This is a genomic window from Paenibacillus sp. 22594 (assembly GCF_052044425.1).
GTDB lineage: Bacteria > Bacillota > Bacilli > Paenibacillales > Paenibacillaceae > Paenibacillus_AQ.
On record NZ_JBQENA010000005.1, the window covers coordinates 101,049 to 113,112 of the forward strand.

A 12,064-nucleotide genomic window follows, 5' to 3' on the forward strand; every position below is an offset into this window, starting at 1 on the left:
GTATCACATCATGTCCCGGTAGCTCAGCCGGATAGAGCATGCGCCTTCTAAGCGCACGGTCGGGGGTTCGAATCCCTTCCGGGACGTCATAGAACAGCCTCCCTTCGGGGAGGCTGTTTGTGTGTCCGGGGATGAGAACCCCAAGGGGCGTTGGAGCATACACTGCGGGAGCACACGCTTCGCAATCAGCCGGGGGTTTCGGCTGCATCCCTTCCGGGACGTCATAGAACAGCCTCCCTTCGGGGAGGCTGTTCTATGACGTTACGATTTATGTGTTATGCGGACTCCAGAGACGCTATTTGCACAATACCACTGTATTCGGGGTGGTTGCGGACTGGAGAGACGTTAATCTGGCTAAGGCAGTACAAAACGGGAGAATTCCGTTCCAATAACGGCTTCTCTGTCCGCAAGTGTCTGCCAACAGGGTTTTCCCAGTAAATAGTGTCTTCTGTGTCCGTAACATTGGAGATTGGAAAAGTCTTGTACCAATATAGTTGAACCGGGGGATTTGGGGGTCAAAATCCATCATAAATCCAATCGACGCAGCTTATTAAGCGTGAATGAATCAGAAGCATATGCTCAGAGCCGTTAACAGCCGTTAACAGCCATAGCAGCCTTGAGCATCTGTTGTGTAAGCCGCGCACACCTAAGGAAAGGCCAGCTTGCCCATAATGGTCTGCCGCTCTGCCCCTGTAGCGGACGGGAGATTATTCGCCACTCCGTGCATAAAATCATTGCCCAACAAAGCGAAAATAATAGCCTCCTTCGCATCATCGTTGTAGCCTAGTTCGCCTGAGGTGAGTACCTTCTGATCCGGCAGCATTGCTTGCAGCATGTCCAGCAGCGCAGCATTATGCGCGCCGCCTCCGCTGACAATGACCTCGTCTATCCGGCATAACGGGAACACGTACCGGTTGTAGCCTTCCGCTATCGTCCGCGCGGTAAAGGCTGTAGCCGTTGCTACGATATCCGCATCGGTTAAACTTCGTTCTCTCGCCTTGGCGGCAAATTCCTCGGCGTAGGCTTTGCCGAATACCTCACGGCCTGTAGACTTCGGAGGCTGCAGCCCAAAGTACGGATGCTGTATCATTTCCTCTACAAGTATCCAGTCTACTGTCCCCTGCATTGCCCAGGTTCCGCCATCATCGTAAGACTGTTCACCACCGCTCAGCAGGTATACGACCTGATCGATGACCATATTGCCGGGTCCGGTATCAAAAGCGAACACATCTTCCGGCCCCGCCGCCGGTGGCAGCGCCGTACAGTTGCCGATACCCCCAATGTTCTGCAGCAACCTCCCCTTGCCGGGATCGCGGTACAGAATCAGGTCCCCGTAAGGAGCCAGCGGTGCCCCCTGGCCTCCAACTGCCATATCTGCCGGGCGGAAATCTCCGACAACCATGCACCCGGTCCGTTTCGCCAGCACGGACAAATCACCGAGCTGCAGCGTGGATCTGACAAGATAGGGGTCATGAATATCCGGCCGCGGAATATGCCATACTGTCTGCCCATGCGAACTGATCAGGTCGATCTCTTTCATCTCCATCCCGGCACTGCGAACGGCCTCAATGGCAGCCTCGGCAAAACGTTCCGCCAGATACACGTTCATACCGCACACCAGATCTACCGATGAATGCTGCACTGTGCACAGCTCCTTAAGCCGCTCCCTGAGTTCAGCATCATAAGGGGTGCTGTAATAATGCAGCAGTTTAACCTCCGCCTGTAGTCCGCTTCCTTCTATAGAAACGATCGCGGCATCTATGCCATCCAGCGAAGTGCCTGACATTAGTCCTACAACCACTGAGCTGGGCTTATTGTTCCAGAGCGGGCCAATCATGATTCCATACCCCAGCCAGCAGGGTATTCCTTACCGAGTGACACGGGCAATTTGCCCTGGTATGCAATGTGTCCAAGGAGCGCTTGGGCTGCGCTCTCCAGCGCAAGTGGGCGGCTCTCATAAGCAGCGACGTAAGCCTGAACACCTGGCATAGCCAGCAGATCGTATGGATTGCGTAGGGCCACAACCACCAGCGGCTTCCCAAGATCAAGCAGCAGCTCCACTAGCTCAATCTGTTCGGCATGAAACTGGGCATTGTACGTGCCGACGACAATCTGCACGACCTCCTCTGCACGCGCTTCCTCCAGCAGCTTTGCCGCATAAGTCCCGATTTCGGCAGCAGGAACCACACGATCAATGCCATCCAGCCCGTGTCTTGCGAGTATTGCTCCCAGTCCGGGCACGGCTGAGAATGATTCATCGACCAGCGTTGCCACCACTGGCGCAGCCGTAATGACCAGTGTCTTCCCTGACTTCTTCAGCGGAAGGATAGAACTGTTATTGCGAACCAGCGTTATGCTAGCCTCACTGATACGCCGTGCCACTTCAAGATGCGCCGCAGCTCCAAGGACAGCAAGTCTCCCGCTGGAATCCGAGTTTCCCGCCGCAGCCGTATCGCCCTTAACGGTACCAGCCCCTGCTCCGACTACCTCTGCTGCACCAGGATGATCGCCAGCTGCACCCATAGCACCGTCATTCCTCTCAGCCTCCGTGCCTGCGGCAATCACTCCCCGCTTCACCTTCAGCGCCAGCAGCCGCCGGACGGATTCACCAATCCGCGCTTCACTGATGCGGCCAGACGTTACCGCACTGCGGATCGCCTCAATCGCTGCGAGCTGACGGTCGGCACGGTGGCTGACCAGAACCATATCCGCGCCTGCTTCAACAGCCAGCACCGATGCCTCCACCGTTCCGTAATGCTCGGCAATAGCATTCATCTCCATGCAATCGGTCATAATGATCCCCTGATAACCCAGCTCTTCACGCAGCAGTCCAGTCAGCACCGTCTTCGATAGGGTAACCGGCAGCTTCTCGCGCTCAAGTGCCGGAAAGTAAATATGTGCCGACATCATGGCGTCCACACCTTCGGCGATGGCTCTGCGGAACGGAACCAGCTCCACCTGATCCATTCGCTCCCGGCCGTGCCGGATCGTTGGAAGGTCAAGATGTGAGTCAACGTCAGTATCGCCGTGACCCGGAAAATGCTTCGCTGTAGCGGCAACGCCCGCCTCTTGATAGCCACGAATCATCGCCGCGCCATAATCAGCTGCCAGTTCCGGCGACTCTCCGAAGGAACGGACGCCAATCACCGGATTCTGCGGGTTGTTGTTGACATCCAGCACAGGGGCATAGTTCAAATTAATGCCCATCGCGGCCAGCTCGCGGCCACTGATGAGTGCCGCCTGATAGGCGTCATCCTGTGATCCGGCAGCAGCGATCGCCATCCCGCCAGGCATAAGCGCGATGCCATCGGTAATCCGGGCAACCATGCCACCTTCCTGGTCTATCGAAATCCAGAGTGGAGCCTTGCTCCCTTCGGCTGCCGCCTTCTGCAGATCCGCAGTCAGCAAGGAAACCTGCTCCGGCGACTCCACATTGCGGGCAAAATAAATCACACCGCCAATCCCATTGTCAGCCACAAGCTTAAGCACTTCATCCGATGCCGCAGTTCCATCGAAGCCGCACATCAGCATCTGGCCGATTTTATCGTTCAGACTCATTGCCGCGACCGCCCCATCAAGACCGGTTTCCTGCCTTGCCACTTCACGCCAAACGATTGCCATCACTGCGCCTCCCCGAATTCAGTTATCTGGTTAAGATTTAAGAATACAAAAGATAAGGCTGACGCATAACCAGCCACTTAGCACTGTCACGGCGCCATTCCTCAGCAATTGCCTGCAATCCTTCCACTGTGCCGATAGAGCGGCGTACCTTCTCTCCCCCAGTCAGCAAATCAATGAAATATCTCGCCCTGCCCTCCGGCGGAGTCAGCCATTCAAAATGCTCAGGATACAGCGTGCTCACCTCATGCAGCAGAGTAAGCCCTGTGTGCACCGCCTCATACCTCTGCGGGTCTGTCACGAACAAGCGCACCCCACCGCATAATTCACCCTGATGCTTCGAGAACGCCGGTGTTGCATGCAGGGGATGGAAATGCACACCGGGAAGTTCATGCTTCCGCATCGCGTCAGCAAGACAGGCGCCATCCAGCCAAGGCGCTCCAATCCACTGGAACGGAATCGTCATCCCGCGTCCTTCTGACAGATTGGTCCCCTCAAAAAAACAAGTGCCGCCATACACCCGCACCGTCTCTATAGTCGGCATGTTGGGCGAAGGCAGCATCCAGGGCAGCCCTGTATCCGTAAATTCCATTTCCCGCCTCCAGCCTGCCAGCGGAATCACATCCAGATCACAGTGAAGGCCCTTCCTGTCATTGGCCATCCGCGCGAATTCGCCAATTGTAATTCCGGTACGGATAGGCATGGTCCATGCGCCAACCATGGATTCATAGCCTTCCTGTAAAAGCCCTCCCTCGCAGCCAGTGCCGCCAAGCGGTGACGGCCGGTCCAGCACAAGCAGGCTTATGCCATGCTCTGCACAGGCCTCCATAACATACAGAAGTGTCGACAGATACGTATAGAACCGTACCCCCAAATCCTGGACATCAAAAACAATGGTATCCAAGCCCTCCAGCATATAAGAAACAGGCGTCTTCTGCTCCCCATACAAGCTATAGACGGGAATGCCCAGCACAGCATCGAATTCATCCCCGAACCTCACTCCAGCCTGATGCTGACCGTAAATCCCATGTTCACAGGCAAAAAGGGCGGTAAGTCTGGAGGAAGCAAGCCCTCTGCAAACCTCCACCGTAGAACGAAAATCTGCTGTGATGCCTGTTGGATTCGTCACCAGCCCAATCCGCTGTCCGTCCAGCAGGGGATGAGACAGACCTGCGGCAAGCCGGTCCGCTCCGCTGTGGACAGCCCCCCTTACAGCAGCCTGTCTTCCGCGTAAAACCTGGCCGTCACCGGAACGCCGCTCCGCTCCATTGCTTCCCTTTCCGGTCATATCAGCCTGCCTTCCGCATAGGACGGGCTCGTCTCGGGAACACCTTCAGCCTCGGTATCTTCCTCAGGGTGAAGCACATTATAAGCCGCTTTATGCAGATAAACGGCAAGCATACCATTAAACAGCGAGGCAAAACCGACAACCGTAACCACGAGCATTACACCAACGACCAGCGCTTGAAAGAAGGCACCGATGGTATAGGCAGGATAGCGGAGAAAGAGCTTGACACTCTCCCCCATGGCCTTGAAGATACCAATCTTATTCTGGTGCACCAGCTGCAGTGTATAGAATTGGGAGACAAAGGCCATTGCTACAAAATAAGTCTGAAAAATGGCTATCGTCCAGTTCATCACCCCGTCGCGGCCGCCGTAGAACCACCAGGTGGACCCTAAAATCAGCACCAGCAAGGAGCAGAACAGGCCGAACACGACGGCTGGGATAAAGCCCTTGAAGGCACCCGACAACATCTCTTTGACCGACAGCTTCTTTCCTTCCGTTCTCCGGTGATACGCATAGAATACGCCATAGAACAAAGGCATATATAGAAGCGGAATTAGTATAAACGCCAGCGCCATAGGCGTGAAAATCACCACCGGCACCAGCATGGCTGAGCTGGCCAGACTAAGCAGCGCGATAGGCACAATCTCCCGAAATGACTCCACCCCCGTACTGACTAATACCTGATTCAGTTTCTGCATGACTTGTCTCCTCCTTCTGTGATTTGATCCACTGCTTTACCAAACGATTCTCTCTTCCGTTGCCGGATCGAAATAACGCGCTTTGCTCAGATCGAAGATGAACTGCTTGTCGAGATTGCTGTATGCTTTTGTCTCCGGATGGACCTTCGCGGTAACGGTTCTGCGGCCTATTTTAAAATAGACCAGATTCTCCGAGCCGAGATGCTCGACGACCTTGATATGTGCCTGCATCTGATGTTCTGTCGATACACCTGGCGCGAAGTCTTCGCCATAAATATGCTCCGGGCGGATGCCAAGAATAATTTCACGGCCGTTATAGCTCTTTAGCCCTTCCGCAGCATCTTGTGACAGGACGAATTCCGCTCCGTCAATCCGGATACGCTCTCCTTCCACCCGTGCATCAATGAAGTTCATTGCCGGAGAACCAATAAAACCGGCCACGAACATATTCCGGGGGTTGGCGTACAGCTCGGTTGGAGAAGCCACTTGCTGAATGACCCCTTTATTCATGACCACAATCCGTTCACCGAGCGTCATCGCCTCCACCTGATCGTGGGTCACATACACAATGGTAGCGCCGAGGCGTTTGTGCAACTCACCTAGCTCAACCCGCATCTGAATGCGGAGCTTGGCATCCAGATTGGACAGCGGCTCGTCGAAGAGGAATACCTGCGGATCCCGTACAATGGCCCGACCCAGCGCCACACGCTGACGCTGGCCTCCAGACAGCTCGCGCGGCTTGCGTTCCAGCATGTCCTCGAGACCGAGAATCGCTGCGGCCTCCTGGACCTTTTGCTCAATATAAGCCTTCGGCTTCTTCAGATTCTTCAGGCCAAAGGACAAATTCTCACGGATCGTCATATGCGGATACAGCGCGTAATCCTGAAAAACCATTGCGATATCGCGGTCCTTGGGATGAAGGTTATTGACGATGCGTTCACCGATCACAATATCCCCGCTCGTCTGCTGCTCCAGTCCTGCGATCATCCGTAGCGAGGTGGTTTTGCCGCAGCCTGAGGGGCCTACGAACACAACAAATTCTTTATCGTTAATCACAAAATCGGAACCTGCCACCGCCGTAAAGGTCTGCTTGTTCTGATCGTCAAATTGTTTGCGCACATTGCGGAATTCAACTCGTGCCATGGCTCTTCCCCTCCAAAAATAGAATTTCTGCTGTAACTCAGCCTTTGACGGCTCCGATAGTAATGCCTTGCAGGAAGTAGCGCTGCAGAGAGAAGAATAAAATCAGCATCGGCAAAGCCCCTACGCTCGCCCCCGCCATAATCGCCCCGAAATCCGTCGATTCCGCGAACACGAAGGATGCCAGACCCACCTGTATGGTCCGCATCTCCGTAGAGTTCGTAATCAGAAACGGCCAGAAGAATTCGTTCCAGGAAGCGACGAACGTGAAAATGGCCAGTACGGCAAGCCCCGGCTTCGCCAGCGGTAGGATCACCTTCCAGAAGATCCCGAATTCACTACAGGCATCGATCCGCGCCGCATGAATCAGTGAGGTCGGCAGCGAAGACATGTACTGCTTCATTAAAAAAATGTTGCCGACCGTAATGGCTGTAGGCAGAATAATTGCGGTATAGCTGTCTCCGAGATTGAACACATTGACGATCAGAATATAGAGCGGAATCAGCGTGACCTGGGCCGGGATCATCATCGTGCTGAGCAGCACCCAGAAAATCGCGTTGCTTCCGGGAAATTTCAATTTCGCAAAAGCATAGCCCGCAAGGGAAGCAAAAAATACATTGGTAACCGTCAGCACCGAGGAAATGAACAAAGAGTTGAGCAGCCAGCGCCAGGCCGCTGTTTTGGCGAAAAAGCGTTCATACGGAGCAAATGAGAAGGCCTCCGGCAGCATGCTGGGACGGAAACTGGCGGTTGCCGCCGAGTCCTGCACTGAACCGACAAGCATCCAGTACAGCGGAATAATGGTCACGATGCTCCACACGATAAGACACGCAGCCGCGATCAGCAGAAAAATGGTCTTTGATCTGGTTTTCATAACAGGTTCGCTCCTTCCGCCCTAATACTCGACGTCACTCGAGAAGTATTTAAATTGAATGACAGAGACCAGGATAATCAGAAAGGCCAGCACAAACGACTGCGCGGAAGCCAGGCCAAATTCATAGAACTGGAACGCCGTCTGGTAGATCAGATAAGCAATCGTTGTTGTCGCAAAGTTAGGCCCGCCCTGGGTCATCATATACACGGAGATAAACACCTGGAAGGAAGTAATGACTCCCGTTACGAGCAGATACAGTGTGGTCGGTTTGAGCAAAGGCCAGGTAATACGGGTGAATTTGGTCCAGCCGCTGGCATGGTCAATGTCCGCCGCTTCATACAGCGATTTTGGAACTCCGCCCATCGAGGCCAGATACAGAATGATTCCCGCTCCGTGCGAGCCCAGCCAGTTCATGAGGATCAGCGAGAACAGCGCGGTTTTGGACTGCCCCAGCCAGATCACCGGGTCCAGGCCGAACCATTCCAGAAACCGGTTCAACAGCCCGACATTCGTCGGATCAAAAATCGCCAGCCACACGATGGATATCGTTACGCCCGAGGCGACTGCAGGCAGGTACAAGGTGGCCTTGAAGAAGGTCTGCCACTTGGTTTTCATCTGATAGATCAGATAAGACAGCACAAAGGTGATGATGATATTGACGGGAACCGTGCACACCGTAAAAATGACGGTATTGCGCATCGATTTCCAGAAGGTTGCATCCTGAAACAGCCGTTCATAATTATCGAAGCCGATCCAGGTCGAGTTCATAATGTTGTACTGCTGAAAGCTCATGATCAAAGCCGATACGACCGGATACAGTGTAAACACCAGAAACAGCAGGACCGGTGCCAGGATAAACAGGTAGGCCCAGCCGTATTCACGCCATAACCTGCCGGCGGAACTGCGCACCCGCTTTGGCGCGATTGTCGTCATCCCTTACCCCTCCTCTATTCAGAGAGGACGCCCTATCCGCAATCTGAAGGACGCCCCCGATAAAAGAACTATTTGCCCAGCATTTGGCTGCCTTTACTCTTGAAATCTTCAGCAACAGCTTCCGGTGTTTTCTCTCCGGAATACAGCGCCTGCATGTTTGGAGTGACTACCTGCTCTTTAAATTGCTTCATTTTGGCGGCAATGGCCGTATCGAGCTTCAAGGTAACAGGCATTGCCATATTCTTGGCCATGATCTCCGATGCCTTAATGGTCTCTTCTGTGCCCAGTGCTTTCCCTGCATACTGCTCTGCCTGGGATTTACGTACGAATGGCAGCACCAATTCATTGGAGGAGTTTCCGGCTTTCGCCCCGCTCAGGTAATCCAGGACAAGGAAGGTGTTTTTGGCATGCTGCTCGCCTTTGTCGTTCTTTTGTTTAAAAGCAATATAGCCTTCTGCTCCCATAGTCGTTTTCGCAGGAGCATCATCCTTATGGGGAACCGGGAGCAGGACAAAGTCGATCTTCTCGCCTTTTACCGTACCGGCGTCAATTTCCTTGTTGCGGTTCTGAATCATGACATCATAGTAGGGAATAGCCTTGGAGATTATAGCCGCTTGTCCGGCATAGAACATATCGGAACGTTTGGCTGGAGCAATTGCTGAAGTCTCTTTGGGTAAATAACCTTTATCCAGCAGGCCTTTGATGAAGCTCAGCGTACCCAGGATACGGTCATCATTCCACTGGAAAGCACCTGATTCGTCCAGAACATCCGGCATATTATTGTTGCGGGACAGCATCTCAATGAAATCGAGCGAGGTTCCGTCTGTGACCAGCGGGTATTGGGTGGAGCCGTCCGGGAGTTTTTTAGTCAGCTTGGCAGCCGCCGCTTCAAACTCAGACCAGGTCCAGCCGTTCTGCTGGATGGCAGCCCAGTCAATTCCGGCTTCTTCGAGAATGCGCTTATTTCCGCCCCAACCCCATTGGAACTGGTACAGTGGAAGGCCATACTGTTTACCGCCTATTTGTGCGAGCGCAAGTGTTCCCGGCAGGTAGTCATTTTTGATCTCATCGGTCATGAACGGGTCGAGATCCAGTGCCAGTCCGGTGTTGACATAAGTGCCATCTACACTGTGAAAATACAGATCAGGAGGGCTGCCGGCATTCAGGGCAACATCGAATTTCTTCGGACCTTCTGCCCAAGACAGCACTTCCGTCTTAACGGTGATGTTCGGATGCTCCTTCTGGAAATCAGCAACCAGTCCTTTGAGCTCATCCTCGTAGGTTCCATGAACCGGATAGGTCCAGACCGTAATGGTGTCCTTGGCATCCGGACTGTTTGCTGCCTCCTTGCCTCCGGAGTTACCGCAAGCGCTAATCAGCATCATGACCAGAACCAAACCCAAGCCTAAACTTTTCTTCATTATTGTCTCCCCTTTGTTTTCCAGGCTATAGCCGTTTGATATGTTGTCTGCTTCTCTCCAAATAAGTAACGGACTGCTCATAATTCCGGCTCGCAACAGCAAGATATAGAATATCAATCAGATTAAGCTGGGTGATCCGGGAAGCCATCGCTCCGCTGCGGATTTCATTCTCGGTAGCGGAGGTGCATAGCGGGATGTCTGCGCTCTTGCTCAAGGTAGAGCTGCCATACTTGGCAATGCTGATGACAGTCCCTCCATTTTCTTTGACAATAGAAGCGGCCCGGATGACCTCTTTGGTCTCTCCGGAGTATGAAATACACACAGCCACATCTTCTTCTGAAGCTGTTATCGCGCTCGTAAGCTGAACATGAGGGTCAGCAAAGGAAAAGCTGGTCTTGTTAATCCGCAGAAACTTCTGCTGGGCATCCATCGCAATCAGATTGGAAGCACCCACGCCGAAAAAATAGATCCGCTTGGCGCGGTCAATGGCCTCCACGGCCCGCTCTACCATGTCTTCATCCAGAATCGTCAGCGTGTCCCGGATCGATTGAATATTATTATTGGATACGTTCTGCATGATCGCCGCAATGGTATCATTCGGGCGGATTTCCTGATAGCCGATGATTGCCGGATCTCTGCCCTGCAGATCCCCCGCCACCTTGATCTTCAGATCCTGATAGCCCTTAAAACCAATAGTCTTGCACAACCTTACGATTGCCGCCTGACTCGATCCACTCTTCGCTGCCAAATCCGCAATAGAGAGCTGAATCATCTCATCCGGGTTCTGCAGGATATAAGCAGCAATCTTGTGTTCAGAAGGACTTAATGCATCATACATTTCCCTCAGTCGAATTAATCCGCCGTTCATTAAATCCAAGCACCCCCTCATATAATGGCCGACCTTACACAAACACTCCACAAATCAATGTTAGATAATATAACTCGTTCCGTTTGCTATTCTCCCAATCACTTGGAATGAATTCATTATATGAGCTGTAAAATAAAATTTCAACAACTTTTTTATTTGTGAAATTTTGTTTTACTTTATGGGTGGATTCTCATATAATTAGGAAAAAATCAAAGTGGTGAGTGATCGATGAAAGTGTACTTAGGCCTTGATGGTGGCGGCACAAAGACCGATGCATCCGCTTTGAATGAGGCGGGAGAGATACTTGCACGCTATATCGGCGGCCCCTCCAATCCTCATAGCGCGACCTTAGGTGTAGCGCTTACAAGAGTCATGTCAGCTATTGACGGATTGCTGGAACGTTTGCAGACGGACATAGCTGATGTGGCTTCGATCTGTCTTGCAGTGTCAGGTTTTTCGACAAATGAGGAACAAGCCTGTTTAAAGACGGCTGTTCATCAGCATTTATTGAAGCGTGGATTATCCATCCCGGTATTCATCCAATCCGAAGGACAAATATCATTAATGGCTGCGCTGGGCAGCAGCTTCGGAACACTGATTATTTCGGGGACAGGCTCGATCTGCTATGGCTACAGCCCTGATGGCTCCTGCCGTCGTACCGGGGGATGGGGGCATCTTCTTGGGGATGAAGGAAGCGGCTACCGGATTGGACTCCGTGCAGTCCAGACCGTAATGCGCAGCCATGACGCTGTTCAGCCTCCTACCGCAATGACCGGTATGATTATGGAAGAATACAGTTTACAGCGGATCACTGATTTGAAGGAATATATTTATCATCCTTCCCATACCAAAGCTGAGATTGCTGCCTTCTCGAAGCTCTGTATCGGAGCGGCTGAAGCCGGGGACCCCGCCGCAACTGCCATTCTCTCCGAAGAGGCAGAAGCTCTTAGCGATACGGCGGCTGCGCTCTTACGCCAAAACCCGGTACTGACGCAGCTTCCTGTAGTCCTCAGCGGTTCGGTCTTCAGGTATTCCCCCATTTTTCACGGACTCTTCTGCCAGAGTCTGCTGAAATTTAGCAGTGCACTGGAGATTGTGGATGGGAGCCATGGAGCTCCGCCGTCCATGGGGGCGGCAAGGCTGGGGAAGCTGCGGCTGGACGAAGCGAACGGGAAATCGAAACACTATCACAGACAACAATAGACAGACAGGAGGACGAAACCT

At 53.0% G+C, this 12,064-nt stretch carries 10 protein-coding genes and 1 tRNA gene; 2 read left to right on the plus strand and 9 right to left on the minus strand.

Annotated features, from left to right (window positions below; translation table 11 throughout):
* Positions 1–12: 12 nt before the first annotated feature.
* Positions 13–86, plus strand: a tRNA-Arg gene (locus ACTJKB_RS17735).
* Positions 87–646: 560 nt separating this feature from the next.
* Here ACTJKB_RS17735 and ACTJKB_RS17740 read toward each other — a convergent pair.
* The 9 genes from ACTJKB_RS17740 to ACTJKB_RS17780 all read right to left on the minus strand — a co-directional run bounded on the left by ACTJKB_RS17740 (position 647) and on the right by ACTJKB_RS17780 (position 10,840).
* Positions 647–1,837 carry an anhydro-N-acetylmuramic acid kinase gene (locus ACTJKB_RS17740; RefSeq protein WP_440835744.1) on the minus strand — a complete coding sequence of 397 codons (1,191 nt, stop codon included), beginning with the start codon at positions 1,835–1,837 and terminating at the stop codon, positions 647–649.
* On the minus strand, positions 1,834–3,621 hold the full coding sequence (gene nagZ, locus ACTJKB_RS17745) for a beta-N-acetylhexosaminidase (protein WP_440835745.1): 1,788 nt from the start codon (positions 3,619–3,621) through the stop codon (positions 1,834–1,836). Before nagZ ends, ACTJKB_RS17740 begins: the two co-directional genes overlap by 4 nt.
* 37 nt (positions 3,622–3,658) lie before the next feature.
* A complete protein-coding gene (locus ACTJKB_RS17750) occupies positions 3,659–4,906 on the minus strand; it encodes an exo-beta-N-acetylmuramidase NamZ family protein (protein WP_440835746.1) in 1,248 nt (415 codons plus the stop codon).
* Positions 4,903–5,604, minus strand: a complete 702-nt coding sequence (locus ACTJKB_RS17755) for a hypothetical protein (protein WP_440835747.1) — start codon at positions 5,602–5,604, stop codon at positions 4,903–4,905. The genes ACTJKB_RS17750 and ACTJKB_RS17755 overlap by 4 nt, the downstream gene beginning before the upstream one ends.
* A gap of 36 nt (positions 5,605–5,640) precedes the next feature.
* A complete protein-coding gene (locus ACTJKB_RS17760; RefSeq protein ID WP_440835748.1) occupies positions 5,641–6,747 on the minus strand; it encodes an ABC transporter ATP-binding protein in 1,107 nt (368 codons plus the stop codon).
* A 37-nt stretch (positions 6,748–6,784) separates the two neighbouring features.
* A complete protein-coding gene (locus tag ACTJKB_RS17765; protein ID WP_074100627.1) occupies positions 6,785–7,618 on the minus strand; it encodes a carbohydrate ABC transporter permease in 834 nt (277 codons plus the stop codon).
* Between the two features lie 21 nt (positions 7,619–7,639).
* Positions 7,640–8,551, minus strand: a complete 912-nt coding sequence (locus ACTJKB_RS17770; RefSeq protein ID WP_074111562.1) for a carbohydrate ABC transporter permease — start codon at positions 8,549–8,551, stop codon at positions 7,640–7,642.
* A gap of 68 nt (positions 8,552–8,619) precedes the next feature.
* The gene (locus ACTJKB_RS17775; RefSeq protein WP_440835749.1) at positions 8,620–9,972 is read right to left on the minus strand and encodes an ABC transporter substrate-binding protein; all 1,353 of its coding nucleotides are present in this window, start codon (positions 9,970–9,972) and stop codon (positions 8,620–8,622) included.
* Positions 9,973–9,997: 25 nt separating this feature from the next.
* Positions 9,998–10,840 (minus strand): MurR/RpiR family transcriptional regulator, encoded by an 843-nt coding sequence (locus ACTJKB_RS17780; RefSeq protein ID WP_074084192.1) that lies wholly within the window; start codon positions 10,838–10,840, stop codon positions 9,998–10,000.
* Between the two features lie 228 nt (positions 10,841–11,068).
* Between ACTJKB_RS17780 and ACTJKB_RS17785 the strand changes: the two genes are divergently transcribed.
* Positions 11,069–12,043, plus strand: a complete 975-nt coding sequence (locus tag ACTJKB_RS17785) for an N-acetylglucosamine kinase (protein ID WP_440835750.1) — start codon at positions 11,069–11,071, stop codon at positions 12,041–12,043.
* The last annotated feature ends 21 nt before the right edge of the window (positions 12,044–12,064 follow it).